This window comes from Arcicella rosea, assembly GCF_040543805.1.
GTDB lineage: Bacteria > Bacteroidota > Bacteroidia > Cytophagales > Spirosomataceae > Arcicella > Arcicella rosea.
In genome coordinates this window covers 318,020-344,727 of the sequence record NZ_JBEUMS010000005.1, presented here as the reverse complement: position 1 = coordinate 344,727, position 26,708 = coordinate 318,020, and the positions used below count along the sequence as shown (strand labels likewise).

21 protein-coding genes are annotated in these 26,708 nt (G+C 35.3%); 9 read left to right on the top strand and 12 right to left on the bottom strand.

The annotated features are described in order from the left end of the window. The first annotated feature begins 147 nt into the window (after window positions 1–147). The 3 genes from ABID42_RS08915 (at window position 148) to ABID42_RS08905 (ending at window position 2,205) form a co-directional block, all read left to right on the top strand. Window positions 148–747, top strand: a complete 600-nt coding sequence (locus tag ABID42_RS08915; RefSeq protein WP_367283360.1) for a hypothetical protein — start codon at window positions 148–150, stop codon at window positions 745–747. Between the two features lie 62 nt (window positions 748–809). Next, on the top strand, window positions 810–1,208 hold the full coding sequence (locus ABID42_RS08910; RefSeq protein ID WP_367283359.1) for a hypothetical protein: 399 nt from the start codon (window positions 810–812) through the stop codon (window positions 1,206–1,208). 217 nt (window positions 1,209–1,425) lie between these two features. Further along, the gene (locus ABID42_RS08905; RefSeq protein ID WP_367283358.1) at window positions 1,426–2,205 is read left to right on the top strand and encodes an ankyrin repeat domain-containing protein; all 780 of its coding nucleotides are present in this window, start codon (window positions 1,426–1,428) and stop codon (window positions 2,203–2,205) included. A 203-nt stretch (window positions 2,206–2,408) separates the two neighbouring features. On the opposite strand, the gene ABID42_RS08900 is transcribed toward ABID42_RS08905, so the two are convergent. The 4 genes from ABID42_RS08900 to ABID42_RS08885 all read right to left on the bottom strand — a co-directional run bounded on the left by ABID42_RS08900 (window position 2,409) and on the right by ABID42_RS08885 (window position 9,848). After that, window positions 2,409–5,210: a DUF7133 domain-containing protein gene (locus ABID42_RS08900; protein WP_367283357.1), complete on the bottom strand. Its 2,802-nt coding sequence runs from the start codon at window positions 5,208–5,210 to the stop codon at window positions 2,409–2,411. Window positions 5,211–5,558: 348 nt separating this feature from the next. After that, window positions 5,559–7,274 (bottom strand): GMC oxidoreductase, encoded by a 1,716-nt coding sequence (locus ABID42_RS08895; protein ID WP_367283356.1) that lies wholly within the window; start codon window positions 7,272–7,274, stop codon window positions 5,559–5,561. 92 nt (window positions 7,275–7,366) lie between these two features. Then, the gene (locus ABID42_RS08890; RefSeq protein WP_367283355.1) at window positions 7,367–7,990 is read right to left on the bottom strand and encodes a gluconate 2-dehydrogenase subunit 3 family protein; all 624 of its coding nucleotides are present in this window, start codon (window positions 7,988–7,990) and stop codon (window positions 7,367–7,369) included. 334 nt (window positions 7,991–8,324) lie between these two features. Next, window positions 8,325–9,848 carry a carboxylesterase/lipase family protein gene (locus tag ABID42_RS08885; protein WP_367283354.1) on the bottom strand — a complete coding sequence of 508 codons (1,524 nt, stop codon included), beginning with the start codon at window positions 9,846–9,848 and terminating at the stop codon, window positions 8,325–8,327. 468 nt (window positions 9,849–10,316) lie between these two features. Here ABID42_RS08885 and ABID42_RS08880 point away from each other — a divergent pair, with 468 nt between their 5' ends. Together ABID42_RS08880 and ABID42_RS08875 are read left to right on the top strand one after the other, a co-directional pair. After that, window positions 10,317–10,466: a DUF2256 domain-containing protein gene (locus ABID42_RS08880; protein ID WP_367283353.1), complete on the top strand. Its 150-nt coding sequence runs from the start codon at window positions 10,317–10,319 to the stop codon at window positions 10,464–10,466. Further along, window positions 10,453–11,931 carry a cryptochrome/photolyase family protein gene (locus ABID42_RS08875; RefSeq protein ID WP_367283352.1) on the top strand — a complete coding sequence of 493 codons (1,479 nt, stop codon included), beginning with the start codon at window positions 10,453–10,455 and terminating at the stop codon, window positions 11,929–11,931. Before ABID42_RS08880 ends, ABID42_RS08875 begins: the two co-directional genes overlap by 14 nt. Before the next feature lie 78 nt (window positions 11,932–12,009). Here ABID42_RS08875 and ABID42_RS08870 read toward each other — a convergent pair whose 3' ends face one another. From ABID42_RS08870 to ABID42_RS08860, 3 genes are all read right to left on the bottom strand, one after another. Then, window positions 12,010–12,399, bottom strand: a complete 390-nt coding sequence (locus ABID42_RS08870) for a nuclear transport factor 2 family protein (RefSeq protein WP_367283351.1) — start codon at window positions 12,397–12,399, stop codon at window positions 12,010–12,012. Between the two features lie 65 nt (window positions 12,400–12,464). Beyond that, window positions 12,465–13,355 carry an MBL fold metallo-hydrolase gene (locus tag ABID42_RS08865; protein ID WP_367283350.1) on the bottom strand — a complete coding sequence of 297 codons (891 nt, stop codon included), beginning with the start codon at window positions 13,353–13,355 and terminating at the stop codon, window positions 12,465–12,467. Window positions 13,356–13,444: 89 nt separating this feature from the next. Then, on the bottom strand, window positions 13,445–14,026 hold the full coding sequence (locus ABID42_RS08860; RefSeq protein WP_367283349.1) for a Crp/Fnr family transcriptional regulator: 582 nt from the start codon (window positions 14,024–14,026) through the stop codon (window positions 13,445–13,447). 232 nt (window positions 14,027–14,258) lie between these two features. Here ABID42_RS08860 and ABID42_RS08855 point away from each other — a divergent pair, with 232 nt between their 5' ends. From ABID42_RS08855 to ABID42_RS08840, 4 genes are all read left to right on the top strand, one after another. Continuing rightward, complete coding sequence (locus ABID42_RS08855) at window positions 14,259–14,840, top strand: Crp/Fnr family transcriptional regulator (protein WP_367283348.1); 582 nt, start codon at window positions 14,259–14,261, stop codon at window positions 14,838–14,840. A 142-nt stretch (window positions 14,841–14,982) separates the two neighbouring features. Beyond that, the gene (locus ABID42_RS08850) at window positions 14,983–15,411 is read left to right on the top strand and encodes a nuclear transport factor 2 family protein (RefSeq protein ID WP_367283347.1); all 429 of its coding nucleotides are present in this window, start codon (window positions 14,983–14,985) and stop codon (window positions 15,409–15,411) included. 140 nt (window positions 15,412–15,551) lie between these two features. Beyond that, on the top strand, window positions 15,552–16,409 hold the full coding sequence (locus ABID42_RS08845; RefSeq protein WP_367283346.1) for a pirin family protein: 858 nt from the start codon (window positions 15,552–15,554) through the stop codon (window positions 16,407–16,409). A gap of 32 nt (window positions 16,410–16,441) precedes the next feature. Beyond that, window positions 16,442–17,188: a glucose 1-dehydrogenase gene (locus ABID42_RS08840; protein ID WP_367283345.1), complete on the top strand. Its 747-nt coding sequence runs from the start codon at window positions 16,442–16,444 to the stop codon at window positions 17,186–17,188. A gap of 620 nt (window positions 17,189–17,808) precedes the next feature. Here ABID42_RS08840 and ABID42_RS08835 read toward each other — a convergent pair. The 5 genes from ABID42_RS08835 to ABID42_RS08815 all read right to left on the bottom strand — a co-directional run bounded on the left by ABID42_RS08835 (window position 17,809) and on the right by ABID42_RS08815 (window position 25,895). Continuing rightward, the gene (locus tag ABID42_RS08835; RefSeq protein ID WP_323259344.1) at window positions 17,809–18,534 is read right to left on the bottom strand and encodes a DUF3823 domain-containing protein; all 726 of its coding nucleotides are present in this window, start codon (window positions 18,532–18,534) and stop codon (window positions 17,809–17,811) included. 18 nt (window positions 18,535–18,552) lie between these two features. Next, window positions 18,553–20,415 (bottom strand): RagB/SusD family nutrient uptake outer membrane protein, encoded by a 1,863-nt coding sequence (locus ABID42_RS08830; RefSeq protein WP_367283344.1) that lies wholly within the window; start codon window positions 20,413–20,415, stop codon window positions 18,553–18,555. 22 nt (window positions 20,416–20,437) lie between these two features. Beyond that, window positions 20,438–23,908, bottom strand: coding sequence for a SusC/RagA family TonB-linked outer membrane protein (locus ABID42_RS08825; RefSeq protein ID WP_367283343.1), 3,471 nt, complete (start codon window positions 23,906–23,908; stop codon window positions 20,438–20,440). Between the two features lie 180 nt (window positions 23,909–24,088). Continuing rightward, window positions 24,089–25,189: a FecR family protein gene (locus ABID42_RS08820; protein ID WP_367283342.1), complete on the bottom strand. Its 1,101-nt coding sequence runs from the start codon at window positions 25,187–25,189 to the stop codon at window positions 24,089–24,091. 82 nt (window positions 25,190–25,271) lie between these two features. Continuing rightward, a complete protein-coding gene (locus ABID42_RS08815; protein ID WP_367283341.1) occupies window positions 25,272–25,895 on the bottom strand; it encodes an RNA polymerase sigma factor in 624 nt (207 codons plus the stop codon). Window positions 25,896–26,708: the final 813 nt, after the last annotated feature.

Genomic DNA, 26,708 nt, shown 5'->3' with positions numbered 1-26,708 from the left:
GGTAATCATAGTCACTAAATGTTTGTTTCGCTTTGTCTGGTCGTTGGTTAAGCGAAGCGTTCCTACGACCCCAAACGGAGAAGAGCATCTTGCTCGTAATCGACTCTTCTACTCTCAAGCAATGGTTTATGATATTACTTAAACAATATGAAAAATAGAAATACCCTAATAATTACCTTTTACCTATTGATGGTTTTACTCTGGAATTGCGGTAAAACCAAAGATGTAGTAATATTACCTTACTACGAGAAAACAAATATGTTAAAATTAGAGGTTGACAGTATTTTGTTTCCTCCCGAAATATTAGTATTTCCTGTACGCTTGAAACTTACTAATAATACCAATAAAAAAATAGCAATGTCATTTAAACCTGATGTAAATAAGGAATTTAATAAGAGTTTGATGTTTATTTCCACTAATAATGACACCATTCGATTTAAGTTTACAGATAGCTTGTTAACTTTTAATGAGTATAGTAAAACATCTTTTACTGTTTCTGGACTATACAGCTTAGAGCAGTTTGAAAAAGGTTTCAAAGTATTAAAAAGAAATTTTCAAAACGGGAAATTAATATATACTGGAAATACATATCAAAAGGAGTCAATTAAAATTTCTAAACAATCTTCAATAGATACATTATTTATTCCCTTCTATTTAGAAGCAAGTACCAAAAAGACAAATTTTGTAGATTCATTTTTACAAGGCTCATATTTTCTGGTAACTGATAAAATTGATAAGAATAAGTGAGATAATAATTCCTTAGCTCGTCATAGTAACCCAGTTTGGTTAAAATATATCTAAAAAAGAAGATGGTTAATAAAAAACAAATATTAAGCCTAAATACGACATTAAGTAGTGTGGGGTATTTACTAGGTGCTATTTTAACTATTATTTTTGGTACCATACTCTTTATTTTGAATGCTCAGATACTTTTTGTTATTATTTGTTTATATTCTTCAATAAATATGATTTTAATTTCAACATTTTGTCAAATTTCTAAAAATAACGATATGTTAGAAGTAGATAATTTGTTTTTTGGTAAAAAATATTACAAGAGAATAGATGTTTTGACTATTAAATCAAAAATTGTTCATTGGTATATATTTTTTTTTCCAACGGTTCAAATATCTTTTATTGATGGAAGGAACGCAACATTTATTTACAGAGACTTTATCTCAATGAGATTAGAAAATAAAGATATTTTTTAAATAAAACTTTTGGTAAGGCTGAGTAAATAGATAGTGGAAATCCCTACTCGGCGTTATATTTTCACTCCGTCTGGTCGTTGGTTAAGCGAAGTGTTCCTACGACCTAAAAGTAAAAAAGAGCGTCACCTCATAATTGGCTACCAGCAAAGTTGATGGTAAAATTCACGCTATTAGAGCAATTTGAAAGATTAGTGAAATTAAATTTAAGATAATGCAAATGAAATTTACAAACAAAATTATTGTTGGATTTGCTTACTTGTTCATATTCAGTAGTTGTATATCCTGTAAAGAAGAGAATGGTTCGATTGACAAGTCTAAGCTAATAGGCTCAGATTATAGGCTATTTCAAGACACAAAAGCTTGGGAACTTACCAAAGCAATTCGAGCAGAAGATGTTGAAAATATTGTATCAACAATCAAGAAAGATACTTCGTTATTGAATTTTCAAGAAGAAACAAGAGGGACTTCATTACTTATGATTTCAATTTTACACCGTCAAACAGAAATATCCAAACTACTACTTGAGGCGGGAGCTAACCCAAATCTATATGATAAAAATGGCAGTTCTGCTATTATTATGGCATGTAGGGACAAAGAATTAAATTCTACGATTATTCAGGGTTTACTTAATAGAGGGGCTAATGTAAATGATATGGAGATAGGAGAAAGACGAGAAGGAAATACTACCCGATATTTTCCACTAATGGCTGCGGCACGTAGTGGGAATTTACCTTTGGTAACATTTTTGGTATCACAAGGAGCCTTAGTAAATAAAACAAATGAATATGGTCAAACTGCAATAGCAGCGGCAATTTTACAAGAACATTACGATACAGTTCTTTTTTTGCTAAAAAATGGAGCAAACCCAGATACAGAAATCTTCAAACGTCCAGAGGAAAATAACAAATCCTATAAATTAAAAGATGTTTTACTTGAAGAAAATTCTAACAGTGACTTGAAACAACAAATATTTCAATTCTTGAATAAGACTAAATGAAAGCTTTTTAATTACTGGTTTAAGTGGTAAGCGAAGCGTCACTTATACCTAAATAAAAATTCTGTCTTTAATTGAACAAAAGCTTTACAACATAGTAGTATTCGCCAATCTCATGATTGGCAAAATACTACTAAAAATACCATTTCAGTCATCAACTGCCAGCAAACACTGACCGCTGATGACCGAAAGCTGAAAACATTACATTATTTCTGCCCATAAATTTTCAATTGCCTCATCGACCAAGGAATATCGTCGCCATCTTTTGGAACACTTGCTTCTAGTTTAATTCGCACAAACTTAGCTTTTGTGGAATTCAATGAAATGATATTCTCGCCTTCATTTCCTTTAATATTTTGTATATTTTCCTGCCAAGTGTTGCCATCAACGGACGTTTCAAGAATAAATTCTCTCGGATACGTTTGAATAAACGGAATAGGAGTATTGGGTTTGAACTGCCAACCTTTTTTAACATTCTGTGGCGCATTAAAATGTATTTCCGAAACAGCCATAACCGTAGGAAGTTCTACTTGATACCACATTCCTTTTTCTTGATTAATCCCAGTTGACCAACCTTCATAAGTAAAGGCACTCAATGGAGAAACGTTTCCGCCAATACGAGTGGAAGCTGTATGGCTTGCAGTAACTTTCAAACCATCTTGTACTAAGATTTCTTTCGGAACAGATTTTAATAATTTATCATGTTGATAGATTGTTTTTTGCTCCGCCGTTCTAGCCCTAATTTTCGCTACTTGTTGAGGCGTAATCAAAGAAGCATCATTCGATAAACCATTTCTGATATAGGAAACTACGTCTGCAACCCATTCGTCAGATTGTTCTTTCATACTTGCCATGATGCCTGCAGTATAAGTTTTACCGTCAATGGCTCCTTCCATTCCATGCAAAATTGCTCTTACTGCATACTCTGGATGTGACTGAATACGAAGTGACCCAGCCAAAGCTGGTGCCATTAATTTGCCAGCTCCAGCAGGAGTACCCATTCCATTATTTCCATGACATTGCGAACATAATTCATTGTAAATTACTGAACCTCTGGCCACTATTTCTTTTTGTTCTTTACTTAATTCTGGCGCACCAAATGGTCCCATATTTCTGCTTTTAGGAGGCGTGATAATTTGTTCACCAATTAATTTTACACCTAGAGCTTTGTCCTTTTCCATCGCCATTTTGATATTGCTATCTAAATTGGGTAAATTCAAAAACTTAGCCGTCATCATCGCTTGAATCACGACGTCTGTATTGAGATCGCTCAAACTACTTGTATAATTTGCTTCTAAACTTTTTTCGCCCGCTTTGTACAAAGTTTCGCTCGCTCTAAGTGCCTGAATGCGAATACGTGGATTTGAATCTTTGAATAGTTTTTGAAGTACATTCGTTTTCAAAGCGCCCAAACCTTCTAATGACCATAACGCATGAATTCTTGCTAACACATTTTTATTAGTCAGCACCATCGCATTTAGAGCTGGCACAACCGACAGGTCTTTTCGTAAAACGATCAATTGTTGTGCTGCATCTCTTCTCCAGCCGTTTGGATGTTCCAAATGTTTTACCAAAGTAGCAGTACTTTCATTCAACATTTTAGGCTGATTTTTATCACGCTCTTTTCCATCATACGTAATTCGCCAAATTCTGCCCAAACCCACTACTTTATCTAATTGATATTGTTCAATTTTAGTCCGAAGATATGTCCCTTTTTGTGTCCATTGTCCTTCTTGAATAATGCCATGATACATATCGACGATGTACATTGTACCATCTGGCGCAGTTGCCATATCGACAGGTCTAAACAATGGGTCAGTTGAACGCAAGAATTCAGATTTTTGGTCTTGATACACATTATGAAGTGTAGTGAGTCCTTCTGTAACCACAGGATTTACTTGTCTGACAATTCTTGCTACAGGTTCACCATAGAAGTATTGTCCTTTCAGTTTATCAGGAAGACGGTCGCCACGAAAAACATCATTTCCAGCCGAGCCAGTTACTCTGTTCAAAGAACCGTCAGGCTGACGCACTTCATCCATACCACCTTGTACGTCAGCTAATTTTATCGCTGCACCCCAAGGAATATCAAAGCCTTTCGCAAACTCGTTCGGTACTTCAAAATTGCCATATTGAACAGGAAACTGAAAATGAGAAGGCAAGCCACTTGCTCCACCTTGAAACCAGAGTTTCCCGTCATCATCATGTGTTACACCCCATTGCGCTCTGTTGAAACCTGTTTTCTCTCGAATTACTCCGTTGGGAGTTTCTCTTACTCTAAAAGCATTTACAGTACTGTATAGCCAGTTGTCCATGCCATAATACATAAAAGCTTGCTGATGTTCTACATTGCCAGAACGACCATATTTCGTTGTAAAAAGCTCTTTTTTGTCCGCTTTTCCGTCGCCGTTTGTGTCAGTATATTTATAAACATTATCCGCATCCGATTCCATCGTGAGAATACAATCCTTACCATAAGGCAGTACAAAACGAGGGAAAATCAGGTTGTCAATGAAAGTTGTTCCAGATTCATATACGCCATCATTATTTTTATCTTCCCAACGAGAAATTCTGCTGGTTGGCTCTAATTCATTTTTAGAATCTGCATCCAACATATACGAACGAAGCTCTAACACATACATTCTGCCGTTTCCATCAAAGGCAATAGCACCCGGCTGTTGAATAGCGGGTTCAGTAAGAATTGGTTGAATATGATAACCTGGAGGTAATAAAAAATGTTTGGTTTCTTCATCTGCTGTTAATGGCTGAACAGGCTGTTTAGGAGTTAAATCTATGCCTTTCCAATTTTCATCGTTAGGGTCAACGCCATCAGGAAGTTTTACTTTTGGAAGACTATCCAATGATACAAATGGAAGTTTTTGGATAAAGTATTTTTTCTTTTGAGGATCAGAAATGATAAAAGAACATAATACAAATGCCAGTAAAGTAACCATTAAACCAACTTTAATCTTTGATTTTGAATGAGCAACCTGAAACTTATTTTTCATTTTTTTATGATATAATTGGATTAAAATAATGATTTTCAAAAGTAGCTATTTTAGATTAAAGTATTTGAAGAAAAACGACCATTACCATATAATACCAGACAACTTGACCTTTAGAACCGATTTTAAGCATTTGTTGATAGATGAACAGCATAATTGAAACAGAAACCTTTTTTAAGAAGATTCATGAAGAAGAGTATCAATAGAAAAAATCAGTCATATGAGTTTCCCTCAATAAACATAAAAAATCCACTTAGATTATAAGTGGATTTTATTAAAATGAATATCAAAAACAATTTTCAAAGGAAAGCTATTAAAACGCCAACTTTAATTTCATTATCCCTAATTTCATCAAAGTTCTCTTTTCTTCAAGGCTTTCACGGCATAATCTGCGGCACGAGCGGTTAAAGCCATATAAGTAATGGAAGGATTTACACAAGAAGAAGAAGCCATCGCTGCACCATCAGTCACGAAAACATTTTTTACTGCGTGTACTTGGTTGAAAGCATTCAAAACTGATGTTTTAGGGTCACGACCCATACGAGCGGTTCCCATTTCGTGAATACCCAAACCTAAATGTACTTCTGGACGATTATAACCAGTAACATTTTTGAAACCAGCAGCATCCATCATTTCCATTGCCGAATTCATAATATCTTTACGCATCATAATTTCGTTTTCGCCAAAAGCTGCATCAAAAACAATCATTGGTACGCCCCATTTGTCTTTTCTGTTAGCGTCGAGAAACATACGATTTTCTGGATTTGGTAATACTTCTCCAAAACCACCAAAACCGATAGACCACTGCCCCGGTTTGGTTAAATCTTTTTTGAAATCTGCGCCAAAACCATCAGCATTTACGCCTCTGTTCCAACCCTCACGACTTGCTCCGCCCTGATAACCAAAGCCTCTGAGATAAGATTGTTTATCATTTCCCCAATTTCGGAATCGTGGAATGTATAGGGCATTAGGGCGTTGTCCGTAAACATAATCATCCAGAAAACCTTCAACAGTTGCCGTTGCACCCACGCCCAAGTGATGGTCCATAATATTTCTACCTACTTGGTCGCTATCGTTTCCTAAGCCATTCGTAAAACGACTTGATTTTGAATTGAGCAATAAAGCCGCTGTATTCATTGAACCTGCATTCAAGAAGATAATTTTTGCAAAATACTCTTCTACTTGCATGGTGTTTTGATTAATCACACGTACACCTGTGGCTCTTTGTTTTTGTTCGTCATAAATAATTTCCGAAACGATGCTATCATGCAAAATACTCAATCGTTTGGTCAAAATTGCTGCAGGAATTGCCCCTGATAAAGAACTGTAATACGCACCATAGGGACAGCCACGAGCACATTTATTGCGGTACTGACACGAAGCTCTGCCCAATTTGGTATGTATTTCTTGTGGCTGAGAAAGGTTTGCAACACGCCCAACCGTAACAGGACGGTTGAATTTATCAAGCATCATTTTTTTGAAATGAAGTTCTGGAGCAAACAAAGGCATGGCAGGTAAGAAATGTCCGTCGGGCAAAACATCTAAACCTTCTTTCTGACCACTAACGCCTACGAATTTTTCTACATGAGTGTACCACGGCTCTAAATCTTCATATCTAATTGGCCAATCTATGCCTACACCTTCTTTGGCATTGGCTTCAAAATCTTGTCTATTAAATCGGTAAGATTGTCGTCCCCAGTGCATCGATTTTCCGCCAGTATGATAGGCACGAATCCAGTCGAATGGACGTTTTTCTATATACGGATTGTTTTTATCATTGGTAAAGTGTCCGCCAGTTTCTTCATTAGCTAAATTACCAAAACGCTTATTGGCCCAAAGTTCTTCCGCCGAATGTGCCGTTACTTTTCCACGATGCTCAAAATCCCAAGGTTCTTTCATGGCAGTGTCATAATCTTGCGGATGCTTGATTTCACGACCACGCTCTATCATCAATACATTCAGTCCTTTTTCCGTCAGTTCTTTTGCGGCGAAGCCACCCGTCATTCCCGAACCCACCACTATCGCATCAAAAGTATTATTTTTATTGGCTTTTATATTCAAATTCATAATTGAAAGGTTTTTAAAATTGAGTGATTCATGATTGATTTCAAAGTTTCAATCACAAAGCTTTTATTGAAATTCCTAAATCACATTGTAAATCAATAAGCATACGATTTTTGGTTAGGCTTTAATTTGATATTTTCAACTTTTCCCGGAATCTGTACGTACTCAAAAGAAGCTTTGATACCTGCTTCGGAAGTGAAATAGCCCAAGAGCGTTAATTCTTTAATCAACCGCCAGAAAGGCAGTCCTTTAGGTGCTTTTTTGATGTCCTCGTGGTCATCGTTATCGCCCATTTTGGTTTGTTTCATTTGGCGAGCTTTCATTTCTGATTTAGTCTCTTGTTCCAAATATTTAAGTACTCCATGGCGTTCGCTCTGATTCATTTCCAAGAACTTGGCTTGTTCTATCGAAGTCAAACCTTCTACAAAACTCAAATGTTCGGCTTGTGCGTAGCAATCTTTGAGCATCATTTCGATAAAGGCAGGAACGCCCACATCTTTTGCTCCGGGCGACGCTTCGCCGTGAGTATCGGTTTTGGGGATAATCAATTCTGCAATTTCAGCAACAATCTTTCGCTGTGTTTCTGTTAGACTGAAAGCAGCAATACTGGTATTGGTTTTTATTCCTTGCTCCCAATGATTCATCGCCATGAGTGTTGGAGCAGAAAATGTTCCACCCAATATCAAAGCTACATTTTTAATGACCTCTCTTCTGTTCATTTTATTTACAGGATTGAATAATTTTAAGAAACAAATATATTTATTCAATACTGAATTCCATTCACAATGGCTTATTTTAATTCTTATCTATTTTATTTTGAGGGTAGAGTACATGGATTTATAAGCAGATACAGTTTAATGTCTATCATTTGCCCAAACTTTGTTCTATAAAAAGTGAAGGGAAATAACAAGAGTGTTCATGATTTGAATATGTATAATTTATGAAGGAATTGAAGAAGGTGTAAAACCAGTACTCAAGTTCGAGCATCCAAAATCGTTTAACGATGGATGCTCGAACTTGAGTGCTCTTTTGTAAAAAACCATTATGGATAAATCATTTCACTTCTAAAAAATCAAATTCTTTTTTCAAAAATCCTGCTTTAGATTCTACTTTATCATCCACTACCAAAATTTCTCCTTTTTGTTTGTCATAACTTTTCCATAGCGGTAAGTTTTGTCCATTCGGGTTACCTGTTTTGGCAAAATTGACCCAGTACGATGAAAATGTATTTTCTATTTCTTTGTCTAATGCTTGCCACGGACGATTCCAAGTATGCAAAGTATGAAGTACATAAGGTACTTCGGAAGTATGAAAAGCACCATAATTTGGGAAATTGGGCTTATCTGGTGGCACATGTCCGAATTGATAAACATAACTTGCTTTGCTATTAAAACTTGCTAACAGGTGTGAAGGCAAACCTGCAAAACCTAATAAAGTTAATTTTTGTTTGGCAACTTTTACTTCATCAGTTGTTGTGGCAGGGAAAATACTTAAATAGCTATCAGCTCTATCGCCGTATTTTGTTTGAGCTTCTTTTTTGTAGTCTTCAACAGTCATTTTGGTATCTCCCAAAAAACTTCCATCACCAGTTACCCAACCTGTTAAAATCGGGGTTTGGTTATGCAAGCCTTTTTGAAAATGTTCAAATAAATTCAAAGGTAAAACATAGCCGTCCATCGTTGTTCCAAATCTGCCAACCTCTTGGTTATTGCTCAATATTTGTAATTCTTGAGCTGATTTTTTTCTCAGTTCAGCAATAGAATTAGTATTCGCTTTCTTCATAAAAGCAAGACCTTGCGACTCTGCTTTTTCTAAATTCTGACTAAGCATATTCGATAACAAACCACCACTTTGTGGAATAGCTTTGTGAAATAAGCCTTTTGCCAAAGGTGAAGCTATCAAAGCAGTTACGCTAAAAGCTCCAGCTGATTGTCCGGCAATCGTGACGTTGTTTGGGTCGCCACCAAAGGCAGCGATATTTTTTTGTACCCATTTCAATGCCGCAATTTGGTCTAAAAAGCCATAATTTCCCGAAGCCTGATAACCTGATTCTTTCGTTAATTCAGGATGAGCCATAAAACCAAAAACGCCAACACGATAATTGATGCTCACAAAAACCACTCCTTTTTTTGCCATTTCTTCACCATCGTAAATGGCACAATTTGTAGAACCACTATTTAAACCACCGCCATAAATCCACACTAATACAGGATGTTTTTCGGATTTTGATTTTGCTATTGTCCAAACATTGAGGTACAGACAATCTTCGTTGAGGGGCTCTGGTTGAGCAATAAACTCTTCAGTCCAACAATAAAAAGGCTGAGGTTTATTTTGTATAGGACTTGCCGAAAAGTTTGTACACTCTTTGATACCTTTCCAGTTTTGTACTGCTTGTGGAGCTTTCCAACGCAAATCGCCCACTGGTGGAGCAGCAAAAGGAATACCTTTAAAAATACGAACAGTATTGTCTGAGCTGTTCAAGCCTTGGACTTTACCATTAGTTGTTGTTACAATTGGTTTTTGAGCTTTTACAAACATTGGAAAGCCCAAAAAGAGTAATAAGAGGATTTTTTTCATAGTCTTGTTTTTGGAATACTTGTGTAAATTTCAATAAAATTTACTCATAATCATAAAAACCTTTTCCTCCTTTTTTCATTCTCCTTTGGCTTATTTTTCGACTACTAGGGCGACACTCTAATGGTTTAAACGAATGGAATGGTTGATTGGACTAAAAAGAATATAGAGACAGTCTTCACAATCAATTGTCTCTTATCCAAAAATTTTAAGTTACTATGTCTGTGAATTAATAAAAGCCATGTGCATGTTATGTGCTAAAAGTCTATTTACTCATTTCAATAATTCAACATTTTTCTATTTTCGCCCATTTAGAAGAAGTACATTTTCCTTCAAAATTTTCCATCAATTTATTGAACAAAGGTCTTCGTACCGAAAGAGTAGCATCGTCAATAAGTAGAAGACAATACATAACCACCCAAAAACAATTCTATTGAAAGTATGTTGTAATTAGGAGTCAAAGCCAAATACATGAAAAAAAGCGAACTTCCACAAAAAATTTGTCCTGTTTGTAAACTGCCATTCACTTGGCGAAAAAAATGGGAAAAACATTGGGCTGAGGTTAAGTATTGCAGTGAAAAATGTAAGAGGAATAAAAATATAGAGCATGCGAACAATTAAACTCATATTCCCACATCAACTATTTCAATTTAGTCCATTATTTGCTATCGATGGTCCTATCTATCTGGTTGAAGAGTTTTTGTTTTTTAGACAATATAATTTCCATAAACAAAAAATAGCTTTCCACAGGGCTACCATGAAGTATTATGAAAATTTCCTACTTGAAAAAAACTTTTCAGTAAACTATGTTCAAACAATTGAAAAAGAATCAGATATAAGAAAATTGATTCCTCACTTACATAGTTTAGGAGTAGAGACTATCGTCCTCATTGACCCCGTTGATGACTGGCTACTTAGAAGAATAAAGGCTAGTTGCCATAAATTAAATATAAAAATTAAAGTATTGGAATCGCCCATGTTTTTGAATACCACACAAGAACTGGAGCATTTTTTCAAACCTTCAAAAAAGAAATTTTTTCAAACAGAGTTTTATAAACAAGAAAGAATCAATAGAAAAATCTTATTGGAAGAATCAGGTGAACCGATGGGTGGTCAGTGGACTTTTGATGTAGATAATCGAAAAAAATATCCAAAAGGGAAATCTATTGTAAAGTGCGAATACCCTAAAGTAGATGGCTACACCAAAGAAGCTAGGGAATATACCAATCAATATTTCTCCAACAATATTGGCAGTTTTACAGATAATTTGAACTATCCAATTGGATTTGCAGCAAGTGAACAATGGCTAGACCAATTTCTTGAAAATCGTATGGCAGAATTTGGAGATTATGAAGATGCAATAGTTCACACAGAAATATTGCTAAATCATAGTTTGCTTACGCCAATGCTGAATATTGGAATGCTTAGCCCTACGCAAATTTTAAGACATACCTTGAGCTATAGTCTTGCCAATGATATTGCGATTAATTCCTTAGAGGGTTTTGTTAGACAAATCATCGGTTGGAGAGAATTTATCAGAGGTGTATATATATCAAAAGGTAGAGAGGAGCGAACAAAGAATTATTGGGGCTTTACTAAAAAGATTCCAAAGAGTTTTTATGATGGAACGACTGGTATATTTCCAATAGATGAAACCATCAAAAAGGTTTTGAAAACAGGCTACTGCCATCATATTGAGCGACTGATGGTCCTTGGCAACTTTATGCTATTGTGTGAATTTGATCCTGATGAGGTTTATCGTTGGTTTATGGAGTTTTTTATAGATGCCTACGACTGGGTGATGGTTCCCAATGTATATGGAATGAGTCAGTTTGCTGATGGTGGGATGATGTCAACCAAACCATATATAAGTGCAAGTAATTATCTTATAAAGATGAGCGACTATCCTAAAGGCGACTGGCAGGATACTTGGGACGCATTATTTTGGCGTTTTTTAGACAAACAAAGGGCTTTTTTTCTGAAAAATCCTAGACTTAGTATGCTTGTAAAAACCTTTGATAAATGGGATGAAAGTAAAAAGCAAGCAATACATCATCATGCCAATGACTATCTTAATAGTTTGTAGCTATTTTCATTGTACGGGTGAAGGTACTGCACCCAAAATAATCCCATAGAATCCTGAATCAGATTTACAGTTAATACTTTATTTCATTGCATTATTGACAGGCAGACTATCTACAAACTGTTCAAAGTTGATGATTTTCCCATCTTTCAATTTCCAAATATGTGCTACTCTGGCTTCAAAAGGTTTTCCTGTAAGCTTGTATGTTCCTGTGTATGTGCCGTAGGCTACTACTTTATCATCGCTGGCAATATAGTCTTCAGGAGTAAATTTATAATCTATCCATTCGCTTCCTAATCTACTAAAAACATTTTGGGTAACATTTTCTAAACCAACATAAGTACCAGCATAGGGGAAGCCTTTAGCTTCTGTCCAAGTAATGTCTTCAGCTACATATTTAGCTAAATTTCTACCGTTTTCTTCCGACGTTTTACCCTCGTAAGTACTTTTTATAATTTCGAGATTTGTCATTGCTTTTTTGTTAGAAGAACAACTTGACAATGTAAAGAACATTGCCAAGTTGAAGATGATTGATTTTACCATTTCATTTCTCCAGTGTTCACTTTTGCACCAATTTGCAAAGCAGTATCAAAAGTAAGTGTTGGGTATTTTGCTTTGATGGCTTTAATTAAATCTTCTGAAGTTTTATTAGTTTTCAATGCCTCTTCATAAAATTGGATATAACTTTTGGTGTGTTTTACTGCTGAAATATCGAATGGAGAATTTGAATTTGCGTGTGCTGGAATCACAATTGTTGGATGTAATGCTTCAATTTTATCTAAAACATTTATCCAGTTTTTGCGAGCTTCTGCAGTTTGTGCATCCGCCATCCAAAGATTAAAAGTCGTTCCAAAGACATTGATACCGCCAATTACTGCTTTAATTGAAGGAATCCAAACAAAAGTTTTTGAAGGAAATTCTTCTAAACCTACAATTTCTAATTGCTGACCTTCCAATTCAATGCTGTTTCCTTTTAAAACTTGTGGTAAAACAACATTTGAGGTGATGGCTTTACCTAATCTTCCTCCCCAAATGTCTAATTTTTTCTGTGCTGTAGCCTTGATAGATTCAACCGTTGCTGGCGAAGCATAAGCAGTAACTTCAGGAAAATACTTTTTGAATACTTCTAAGCCAAAGTAAAAATCTGGGTCTGTGTGAGAAACATAAATAGTCGTCAGTTTTTTACCTGAATTTTTGATTTCCTGTGCTACTTTTTCAGCATCAGCTAAAGTAAATTGAGCATCAATTAGTACTGCATCGGTTTTTCCTGATACAATTACTGATGCTACTCCAAAACTGTTTTCAGAAGCATTATATACTTCAATTTTTAAATTACTTGTTTCAATCGTTTTGAAACTTTGTGCTTGAGCGTCCATTTTGAATAAAATTAAGATTGTTAATAATATTGTTGAAATAAGGTTTTTCATCTTTGCTTTTGTTTTAAATTAGTGATGCAAAGATGGTCTCAAGTAAGGCACAAAAACTTTAAAGTAGTTTAATAAAAGTAGGAGAGGGGCTATTTTTTTAAAGAAATCTTCTTTCGAATATTGCTCAAAAAAACATTGGTAATGCCCAAATAGGCAGCAATTTGTAGGTTTGAAAGGCGTTGGATAAGTTGTGGGTATTTTTCAGAAAATTCCAGATAACGTATTTCAGCAGTTTTGCTTAGATTATCTATCATCCTTCTTTGAAGAGCAACATGAGTTTTTTGAGTCATTACCCTAAATAGTTTTTCTATTTTTGGCAAATTCATATAGGCAAATTCTTTATCCTTTTTTGATATTAGCAGTACCTCACTATCTTCGATGGCTTCTATAAAAAGTTGCGAAGGTTTATCATTCGTAAAACTATCAATGTCGGTAATCCACCAATTTTCAAAGGCAAAATAGAGTATTTGTTCAACACCGTCTTGGTCAATATGATACACCCGAAATAGCCCTTTGACAACGAAACCTTCAAACTTGCAAACTTCGTCTTTTCTTAATAAAAAACTCTTTTTCTTAATACTTTTGAGTTGAAATAAATTACAGAACTCTTCTATTTCATTCTTTGAAAGAGAGATATGTTTGGATATATTTTGTTTGAGAAGGGTTTTCATGTTGTAGGTTGTATTAATTCACCAATGATGGTTTTAACTTCTGTAAAGATACTATATTTTTTAAGCGAAGTTCAGAGCCAAAATAATTGTTGATTACCTTTGAAAATAGAAAAACGGAGAAATACCAGCGTTGAATAGCATGTAGATAGCAAAATGGTGGACAGTCAAGTAAACTAACATTACGAAACATTCTTTATACCTTTGTATCTGCTTTATTTAATCATCAAAATCAATGCACAAAAACCTTTTGACATACATTAATCAATATAGTAATTTACCCCTTACAAGCGAAGAGGAAGCCTTAATTGAAGCTACTTTTCAACCCAAAAAACTCAGAAAAAAACAATATTTTTTGCAAGAAGGTGATGTCTGTAAGTATGTTGGATTTATTGTAAAAGGGGCTATGCGACAGTACAGTGTTGACGAAAAAGGCGTAGAGCATATTGTTCATTTATACATTGAAAACTATTGGGCAGGCGACCGTGAAAGCTCTATTATGCTTACGCCATCCAACTATAATATTGATGCTTGGGAAGATACCGAAATGCTTATTATTACAAGAGCTGAAATGATGGATTTGATGGAAAAAATACCTGCATTGGTAAAAATGATACGACTAATGGACGAAAGGAATGCGATAGCTAACCAACGAAGATTAAGCTCTACCATCAGTAACACGGCCGAAAAACGCTATGAAGAATTTGCAGATAATCACCCACAATTTATTCAACGATTTCCGCAACATATCATAGCTTCTTTTTTAGGTATTACCAAAGAAACTTTAAGCAGAATCAGAAAACAAGCGATGAAGTAGCCTTCCATTTTAAATCTTGGTTTTACAGAACCGTTGACATTTGTCAACGGTTTTTTTTATCATTTCTCATCGTTTGAGGGCTTGTTCTTGATGCAATTTTGTATCGTTAAATCAATTAAGAACAACAATAAAAATTAAGAAAATGGAAAATACAACAAACACAGCAGCAACTCAACTTCTTCGTAATAGTTTAGATACATTTCTTGCCAAGGATATGAAAGGTTGGTCAGAGCTTTGTGCTGAGGATGTAGTTGCCGAATTTCCTTTTGCCCCAGAAGGTACACCTGCAAGGTTTGAAGGTCGTGAAGCACTTTATGAATACTTACGCAACTACCCAAGTTTTATAGATGTAAAATCTATTCCTACCTTAAAAATCTATGCTACTGATGATGCTAACGTTGCCATTGCAGAATGGAGTGCTTCTGGTGTAGTAATTAGCAATGGAAATCCTTACGAAATGAGCTATGCCACTTTTGTAACTTTCCGTGATGGGCTTATTGTAAACTACCGTGAATACTGGAATCCACAAGCTTTTATGAAAGCAATGAGTGGTGGAAGTTTTGCTGAATAATAGCAATACCAAGTTGAAACGGTATCGTTTTCAATCAAATTTCAAAAAAGCGTTGACTTTTATCAACGCTTTTTTTTACCAAATCTCATCGTTTTAGGGCTTCATTCTAGTGCAATTTTACATTATCAAAACATATAAATATGAAAAAGAAAACAAGTTTTTCAACAAAGGGAAGTAGTGCTGATTTAGGTCCTTTAAGTATCAGTAGAATGTTGCCCAATCGCTATGCCGACAAAGTTGGGCCTTTTGTATTTCTCGATTATGTAGCGCCTGCCATTAAAGAAACCATCACTAAAAATGGCATGGGGGCGCATCCGCATCGGGGCATTGCTACATTGACTTACATTCTTCAAGGAGAAGTGGAACATTTTGACAGTGCAGGAAATACTGGCGAAATACACTCTGGCGGGGTGCAATGGATGAAAGCAGGCAATGGAATAATCCATGATGAAAATTTTAATTATGATAGCCAAACGCACAGTAAGTATATTCAAGGCTTTCAGTTTTGGATTAATCTACCTGCAAAAAACAAAGCTGAGAAACCTGCGCACATAGCGATTCAAGCTAATGAAGTACCTGAAAAAGTATTGTCTAATGAAGATGGATGGATAAAAGTAATCGTAGGAAATTATCAAGGATTAATCTTTATCATTCCAACTTATTCAGAGCAGTTTTTATATCATATTCATCTGGAGGCTGGGAAACAATTTTCATTGAAAATGGAAGATAAAATTGAAGTTGCTGCTTTTTTACCAACGCAAAATGTAGTATTAAATGATACCGAATTTCAAAAAGGAGAGTTTGTAGAATTTGATAGAGAAGCAGGTGAAATTGAGCTAAAAAACGCATCCGACATAGCCATTGATATATTAATTTTTGGAGGTGAAGAATATACAGAGCCTGTAGTAGCCGAAGGTCCTTTTGTGATGAACACCCAAGGCGAAATAGCAGATGCCTATCGGGATTTTTATGCTGGAAAATACGGGAAAATTAAATAAACAACAAATAATCTCACAACGTTTAGTTAATCATGACAGCCTCAAGAAAAAGAGTAGCACTAGTAACAGGAGCAGCAACAGGCATCGGTCGTGCTATTGCCATCCGTTTAGCGCAAGATGGCATCGCAATAGCCGTTAATTACATGGGAAACCCCAATCAAGCTGATGAAGTAGTGGATAAAATCAAAGAAGCAGGCGGAACGGCAATAAGATTTCAAGCAGATGTTAGTTCGGTAGCCGAAATCACTAAGCTTTATAATGATGTCACTACAGCATTTGGCGGTATTGATATTGTTGTAGCCAATGCTGGTATTGCGGTTATGGGTATTCCTATTGCTGATGTTACCGAAGCTGACTTCGATCGTATCAATGCAGTAAATTATAAAGGAACTTTCTTTGTGTTGCAACAGGCAGCCAAACACGTTAGGAATGGTGGACGGATTATTCAGATTTCTTCCACAAGTTCACTTTATCCAGCAGCGGGTCTTGGTATTTATGCTCCTAGTAAAGCCGCTGGCAAAGTAATTACTGAAATATTGGCACAGGAACTTGGTCATCGTCAAATTTCAGTGAATAGTGTTTTCCCTGGCCCAACAAAGACTCCTTTAATGGAAAAAGAGGTTTCAAAAGAAGAACTGGAAAGGATTGGTCAAGCTATGAACTTAGGAAGAATGGGCGAACCAGAGGACATCGCAGGTGTAGTGGCATTTCTTGCTAGTCCAGAGGGAGCTTGGGTAAATGGTCAGCAAATAATTGTAAATGGTGGTGGTAGAGTATAAGGTTGTATCAAAAAAATTAATGGTATTTAAGCCTAATAGCGATTTAAAATATAGTTATCAACCAAAGGGGTAATAAGTATTTTGGGTCGTAGGAAACAACCTTCTAGCAACCACTTTAATTTATTGATTTGGTTTGTAATCGCATTGTCCACCTTCGCCAATTTCATACAGCCGTTTCAATATTTTTTCATCTATCCCACCATATCTTAACCCTGAAATGCAAGAAACTACAATGGCATTTATAGCTCTTTCAATTTCATCTTCAGTCTTAGGATGCTTTTTAAAATAGCAATGCTATACTCGATTTTGTTTTGCTTGAGCATGTTTGTACTATGCTAACCGCTGTAATAATACCCTAGCTATTCACTGTCGCAACAGCATTGTTGTTTGAAGTCCACGTAATGTTCAGATTGGTAGCTAAAGCTAAAGGTAGTTCTAAGTGCTTGTGTCCCACCTAAAGCAATTGTAGCAGAAATTGGTAAAACCGAAAATCCAGTTAAAGGAGTTGTATTTTTTGTAAACCGTATCTTAAACGATAATTATATAAAATTCAATAAACAAAAGAGACTGACCTTTTCGGACAGCCTCTTTATTCAGAATTAATATATTAATCATTATTATCAAAGCTGTAGCTTTAGCGTCTTTGAATAAAGAAGGTCAGCTATTCCGACCGTCTTAACCCCTATACGTGCATATATAAATCCTGTTTTGGATAAAGTAGCCTTTTGAGATGCTGATAGTGTTTTTAAATCAAGGAAAATACTATTATTACCAACTGATAAATTAGTAAATGCCTTTTCATATACTTTGGAAGTATTATCAACAATTGACGTAACGCCTAAATATATTACTACTTTTTCCAATACAGCTGTTGAAACATTTTTTTCTAAATTAAATGTTGCTTTATAAGTAGAATCACTGACCTCATTGGCATAATTAGATAACCAAAAGTAAGGTGTAACTTCAAAGTTGACATTAGTTTTAGTTCCTTGTAATGAAAAACGTAATGTATCTTTATTGGTAACCCAAGGACCTTTACCAGGTGTAATTACTAGATAATAATCCCCATCAAATGTATTTATAGTGTATGTGCCATCTTCTCTACCAAACATTTTGATATATCCTACATCCCACTTTTCTGGTCCAACCTGATTGAGTTGAAGCATATTTGTACCCGTAACATCCGAGGCAGTTCCCATTAGTTGCAGAGGTTGCCCCTTATAAAGGAATTGACCTGATATAACCGAAGTGGGATAGCTCCAGTTATCAATTTCTTTGCTACATGCCGTAATGCAAATCAGCACAACTAACATCAATGCTGAAATACTATATATATTTTTTTTCATATTGTCGTATTAAAATAGTTATTGATTAGGATTGATTACAAGCCTTGGATTATTGGTAATCCAAGAGCTCTCGATAGTTCCATAATAATTTGTGATAGGGAAATATAAAGGAGTGGTTGCTCTTTTATACGATACTTGTTTTGTAAAAACCCATTTGCCATTGTTAGGGTCTCCTTGACTAACTACCTTATATGGAAATAATGAAAACATTTGTGCCGTAGCATCGCCAGGAACACCATTCCAAAGTGTATGTGCTAGTCTCCATCTTTTAAGATCCCAAAAACGATGATCTTCAAATGCGAACTCAACACGGTATTCATTTACAATTTTATCAAATGTAATTGTTGAAGTAGTTAAAGGTTGAATACCCCCTCTGTCTCTAACTATATTGATATATTGAACAGCCAAAGCTGTTTGTCCTAATTCAAATGCCGCTTCAGCCGCTATAAGATATGCTTCAGCAATTCTGAAACGAGGCATCCACATCGCACTAAAAGTAGGATTTAAACCTGCTCCAACAGTTTCATCAAGAAATTTGCGAACTAGAAACCCTGTTTTGTTCACATAGTTATTAGAGTTTGCAATGGGGCCATTGATAGATGTCAAAACATCTCCAGCGTTCATACTTCCTGTTGCCCCAGCATTTATCACATAATTACCTGAGGTATTTTTGTTAATTTGTCCAGCCTGTAAACTTACTGCCAGATTTCGGTAAGTTGCGTTAGGCCAAATAACTGTACCCCAAAGCCTAGCATCTTTCGCTGTAAATGGATCTTCTACGCTATTGTAAAAGACATAGCTACCATCTGTGTTATTTGTTTTAATAGCTGAATTGCTTCCATCCTTGTTTTCAAAAGCCTCTACTAAGTTAAGGAGTGCTCCTAACGCATTTCCTTCAGTATAGTCACGCAACGAATAAGGCATTGCATAATTAGTAAAAGTTGTTACCACATTTGGAGCAAGTCTATCCAATGCCCAGATAACTTCCGTATTACCAGCCTTAACGCTTGTAGCTTTGTAAAACGCCAATCCCGGATTAGCCGCATCTTTCTGTATTACATACGGGCTTTCCGCAATTACCTTCTGTGCAGTAGCCAGTGCCAATGTATAGAATGCTGTTGCACTGTCTGCTGGAATACCAGCTTCCCAACCAGTTGTACGGACAGTCGGCGTTTTTAGATTACCATATTTCGCTATGGAAGCCGCATATATAGCCGCTCTGGATTTCAACATTAATGCAGCCCATTTATTAACTACAGCCGAGTTGGTTGTTTTTGAAGTGGTGAGCCGTGGTATTATTTGGTCGCATTGGTCAATGATATATCGGTATATTTGTGCTTCTGAAGAACGAGGAACTCTCCACCCAGTGACATCTACCCCTGCCTGATATGTATAAACTGTATCGCCTATTATTGGCATGCCGCCAATTGACCGAGCCATACTAAAATAATACCATGCACGCAAAAATTTAGCCTGAGCTTCCATATTTAAACGTTCAGGTTCTGGCAAAGAGGGTAAAGACTTTGCTGTCGAAGAGTTTATCCCTTTCAAAAACTGATTAATTCTTCTTACTAATCCATAGTCGTACACTCTATAAAAATTACGAGGTATTTGTTTTTCATCATCTGTGGTAGTGGCTGCACCATATTGCACATTGGCCTCGTCGAGTATATGGTAAGATCCATAGTCTCCATTCTGTTGTCCATAATTAACAGAAGTATAAAAGGCCGCAAGGGTTGATTGAATCAAAGTTTTATCATTATATACTACACTTTCAGGTAAATTATTAACCACTTCTCCATCAAGTTCTTTTACACAACTGCATAAAGCTGTTGAAAGTAAGGCTAATATGCTAAATATTGTTATTATTCTATTTTTCATTTAATTGAGATTTTGAAGGTCATTAGAAAGATGCTTGGAAACCAAAATTATACACTTTAGGGTTTGGATAAGAGTTACCAGAACTTGAAGTAATTTCAGGATCCAACCCAGCTGGCATGTTAGAAATAGTGAACATATTATAGCCAGCAAAATAAAATCTAAGATTTGATATCCCTATTTGTTTAGTTACTACAACAGGTAAGGTATAGCCAACTTCTAGGTTACGAAGTTTGACATAAGTAATATTGGTTTGCCAATAATTGTTTGGCCAATGAGTATTCATCCAGTTATTTACCCCTTTTGTTAAAAGTGGATATTTCCCAATGTTAAAACCACTGTTCTTATTCCAAATATCTTTGTACCAAGTTGAATTATCAGCTAGGTATTGTGATACGTTCCCACTAGGGTCAAAATAACGCATATAGCCTTGTTGCTCATAAGTGTACGCAGAAGCTCCTACAAAATCTGCACGCACATCTATTCCTTTCCAATTTGCTCCAAAGTTGAAAGCGAAATTTATCCATGGTGTTCCAGAGTTGGTTCTATAAGTTACATTCTTCATGTCAAGCTCAGTAATATACCCATCTCCATTGGTATCTTGATATATATAGTCACCAGGTCTAATTGTTGTATTTCCTGCATGGTCTTGGTCGATAGGATACTTAGCAATTTCTTCCCAAGTTTTAAACTGTCCAATGGCAATTAATTGAAATGACCCATCTCTGTAGCGACCTTCAGTACTACCAAGATCACGATACTGATTGTATGCAGATGACCAGTGAGGTTTGTATCTTTCGCCTGTTATCCATCTTGAAAAACTAAAATTTCCACCCACCCAGTAATTAATACCTTTAATCTTATCTTTCCAATCCAAAGAAAGCTCAATACCTTTCGTATAATCGCCATTTAAATTTTCAGATGGAAGACCGAAGCCGACTTCATTAGGTAAAAGAACATCATAACGACTACCTAGTTCTCCTGTTTGGTGACGGCTGAACCAATCAAAACCACCTTTTAAACGGTTGTCTAATAATACTACATCTAAAGCAAGGTTTAATGTTTTAACCCGCCCCCAAGTATATATAGTAGGCAAACCAGATACGGTAGTTGTAGTTACATTGGCTCCATTTAATATTGCATTACCTGTATTATAGTTATATCCTGTAATAAAAGACAAGGCAGACCCTAGTTCTTTTCCCGCTATACCATAGGAAGCTCTCAACTTTACATCATTAAAAGTATTACTCAAGAAACTATTATTTTTCCAGAAATTTTCTTGAGATACACGATAGGCTACTGATCCATATGGAAAGATACCAAACCGACTACCTGGTTGATAAAAGTAACTTCCATCATATCGTGTAGAAAATTCTGCAATGTATTTACCTTCAAAATCATAATTTAGTCGCCCTATAAACCCTAGCCTTTTCTGAACATAACTTATATTATCGGTTACAGTAATACCTGGCGTTGCATTTGTTAAATATTGAATCCCATTTGCTACAGGAGAGCCCCAAAGATATACGCTAGGATAGGTCCCTCTTTTGCCTTCCATACCAGTAAACAAAAAAAGATTATGTTTACCGAATGAATTTTTATATTCTAATTGCAAGTTGGTAGTAACTTCCTCATTGTTTTGCATAAACCTTTCAACATAGCGACCGTTTCCAGAATAGGCGACGTTATATTGAGATGCTGTCTTGTCATAAGAGTAAAGAATTGGAGAAAGCTCCAGCAAATCGGTTTTATAATTCTTATACCAATAAGTAAATAAACCTCTTGCTTTAAACCCTTTTGCAATCTCTAGTTCTGCCGATCCATTAATCAGTATAACTCTGGACTCTGCTTGATATTTACCAGATGTTTTGTATCCAACCCATCCATAACTGTATTGAGGATCTATCGTTGTTATAAGTGGATAATCTTCATTACCGTTGTAAAATGGCTTCTTTGTAGGAAGGTTACGAAATGCTGTTTGTTCAGCAAACGAATAGTCATCACCGGGCAGGCCTGGCTGTTCATTGTGTTCTAAACGACCCTGCATACCAAACCCAATTTTGAATCGCTTTGAGATATTAGCATTTATATTAGACTGAAAATTGGTTCTGGAAAAGCCTACAAAGTTTCTCAAAAGCCCTTGTTGTTGTAGATTTCCAACGCTTACATAATAATCTACATTTTCAGACCCTCCAGAAAGATTTATACTATTGTAAAATTGTGGTGCCGTTTGCCAGATATAGTTATACCAATCAAAAGAAGTATGATCATCATCTACCTTATTGACCCATTTTTCATATTCATCCTTTTTGATAGTTCGAGCATTTTCGGATACTCCGTTAAAAGTTTCATCTTGAATAATTGCCCTAAGGTATGTAACTGCATCAGCTGGTTTATTATACCCAGATGCTTTTTGCACGCCAAAATAGCTCTGTAAACCAACTTTTAACTTTTGGTTTCTTTTACCTTTCTTGGTTGTTACTACAATTGCTCCATTGGCTGCCTGCATCCCATAAATAGCAGCACTACCATCTTTCAGTACAGAAACCGATTCTATATCATTAAAATCCATTTGTGAAAAACTACTCATATCACGCACCGCACCATCAATAATTACTAATGGTGTACCGATATTTCTTATTTGAATAGAAGGTTCACTACCAGGTCTACCTGTAGTCTGACGGAAATTCAGCCCAGGTATCTTGCCGACAAGGGCTCCGGCCGCAGTTGCCGTTTTACTATGCGAAAGTTCATCAGCATTCACGGTTGAAATTGCCCCTGAAATAGTTTTTTTATTTTGTGTTCCATAAGCTACCACCACCACTTCATCTAAAGACTTTTGGTCAATTGCCATTGAAATAGTAAAAGAAGTGCGTTTGCCTACAAGGAATTCCTGTTTTGAATAACCTACGTAACTAAATACTAAAACTGTATTTTCATCTTCAACATCTATTTTAAATTGCCCATTTTCATCAGAGTTCGTCCCTTTTACTGTTCCTTTTATAGTAATATTTACTCCTGCTAATGGTTTCCCGTTTTCATCCTTTATTGTACCAGAAACATTTTGGTCGATGATTCCCTCTATATTTTCGAATGATGCCTCATCCATATTTTCACTGGTGGCTCTGGGAGTCTCCACATTGCGAAGTATGATCCTATTACTTACTTCTAAAAAGGTAATATTTAAGGGTTTAAGTACTTTTGTAAGTACTTGCGAGAGTAGCTCATTATTAGCAGTAATACTTACTTGTTTATCAAGTTTTATCATCCTTGAATTAAATGAAAACTTAACATTCGCAGACTTCTCAAGTTTTGTTAATACTTTTTCTAAAGTAGCTTCTTTCATGTTGATACTCACATGTTTAGCCAACATTTCTTGACCATTGACGTTAGTCGCCATGGTAACACTTGAAAAGACAAGTACTATAAAAGATTGTAAAAATGACATTTTCACGATTTGGTAAAGCAACCGCTTGTAGTTAAAAGTTTTTTTCATACTTTTGATTCGTTTTTGTTTAATACTGATTGAGTTGGTATAAGCAAAATAATTCCCACACTCCTTAGCAGAGGAGCGTACATCGAACAGGGAAGGGAAGTCACTGGCGTTAAAAATGTAGCAGCATTTTTAACGCCTTTTTTAATTGGTTTTTATCATATTGTTTTTGTGATTAGATAGTTAGTTGCAGCCATTTGAGTAAATAATTATTTGGTTTCCATTCATTTCATATCTGGTATTATTCCCCAAACTTTCGCAGATAATCTTAAGTTTTTCAGGAAGGGGTTGATCGCTCAAGGATGTTGTAAGATAGCAGTCTTTCAACTTTCCCTGTGGGTAATCTATTTCTATCAAATATGCTTGTTTAAGTGTTGTAAATATCTGGCTCACTGCCACATCTGCAAATTCAAAATTTACTTGTTCTATCGTTTCAACCTGATTAGTAATATCTGGTTTGTTATTATTAATAGTTATAATCTGGTCGAATATCAACTCTTTGCGTTGGAAACGAATAGACTGGTTAGGAAGAAGTACAATGGGTTTATCTGATGCCTGTACACTAGTATTTGAACTGATACTGACCTTACCTGTTCGTACTACCACTTCTACATTAGGATTGTTTTTATAGGCTTTTATCCTAAAACTTGTACCCAGTACTTTAGTGACTAACTCGTTAGCAAATACAAAGAATGGTTTTGCAGGATTTTTACTGATTTCAAAAAAGGCTTCGCCTAAAAGATATACTTTTCGTTCATTGCCTACAAAGAGTTTTGGATAACTTAATTTACTATTCGGTTGTAATAATACCGAACTACCATCCGAAAGTGTAATCAACTGGGGTTTATCAGTATTATTCGCTTGTTCTATCAGTCCGTCGTTTTGTTGACTAATTAATTGTTCATAGTTTAACAATTTTTGAGGAGTAATTTGTTGTTGATACACCCAAACCAAACAGATACCAACCAGTAAAATAGCCGCAACCTTTTGTAAGGTTGATGATTTGAATAAACGCAACCAAAAGTTTCCTTGATTAATACGTTCTTGTTCATTAATTTTCTCCCAAGTATATCCTAAAGCCTCTTGAACATCTGCTTTTTGTATTTCTTGTTCATCAACCTTCATTGCCAATAAATATAAGCGAGCAGATTGCATAAGCTCGGTGGATTCATCTTTAGAAAGAGTCCACTCATGCCACTGATGATGATGTTTCCCTTCAAGTACCCACTCTTTAAAAGAGCTGTCGTTTAGGAAGTCATCTATAGATTGATAAGTTTTTCGCATTGTCCTATGGAAATGGTTTCAAAACTAGAGAGGACAACATTTTTTGGGGATACTCACTTTTTGTATTTTTTTTCGAAAAAAATTAAAAAAACCTTGAAAGCAGTATAAATACAAGGGTTAAATCTCCAGACCAAGCATCTCTAAGATGTTGTAATGCCCTGAATACAAGATTGTTAGCAGATTGATAATTAATATCAAAAGTTTCTGAAATTTGTTCAATCGTTAGTCCTTGATGATAACGAAGATACAATGCTTCTTTTTGCCTAGCAGGAAGAGCATTAATAAGTTTATTAAGATATGTTACTTTAGAAGCTGTTATTTCATCAAGAATGAGTTTTTCTTCAATCGAAAAATCCATTAAAAAATCAAGTCCATCTACTGAAGTCGTTTGACGAAATATATGGTCTCGTTCATGTAATCGAGCAATGCGTTTACGTACACTAGAAAGAAGATATGCTTTTACTACTACTTTATCTTGAAGAGAGTGTCGATACAACCATAAATCTACAAAAACATCTTGTACACAGTCTTGTACTTTGTCGGAATGTGACATTAACGAATTACCATAATTTACCATTGAACGAAAATAACGCTCAAATAAATTTGAAAAAGCCCATTCATTGCCCTCTCTTAAACTTTTCCACAGGGTTTCATCGCTAATATCTAATGCCATATCATTGAAAGAATGATTTGTTGTATAAAACAAAAGTAATTTATTTTTTAATTAATCGAAGAAGTTCACATAATTTTTTCTAAAGCCCAAAAGAGATTATGATTCATAACTACCCTTGCTATAATAAGGAAATGCTTCAAAACAATTAATCTCTAATTTGAAGAATTTATATAAGAAAGCTATTCTAATTTTTTGAAAATGAATCTATGTTCAATAACGTATATCTTATACGACAACAAGCTAACCTTTCCTTGATTTCAGGAAATCAGTTATAATTTATTCTTTATTTTTAAGCAGGATATCGTAAATACCAGATTGTATTCTGACACTTTTTCATTTTTATCAATACTAATTTTACGTCTTAAAACTTTGGTTAATGTGTTAGCTAGATTTCATTTCTACCAATAATTGTATAGTCAAACAAACGTTTGATTGGACTAAAGAATATAGATGACAGGTATTTAGGAAAGTTACTTCATGCAATAATTGAATAAGATTAAGAATTAGAAGAAAGTGGGTTTATTGCTAAGCTTCCTAAGTTTGGATTAAAATTGGCTAACTCTGTTTATTGTATTTCAGATTTTTATACACTTTTCTATTTTCGATTTATTGATAAGGCTGGTAAATATGAGCCCAATATTTGGTTGAATAAAATTGATAATCCAGCTTTTAGAACATGGTCGGGACTTGCTTTTTAGCAAGTTTGCTTTGCTCATATTCCACAGATTAAAAGAGCATTGAATATTTGGAGGAGTAGCCAACGAAACATCTTCTTGGCGAACGAAAGGAGAGGGGGAAACGAAAGGTAGTCAAATACAGTGTGAAAAATAATTCTTATCCCGTAGT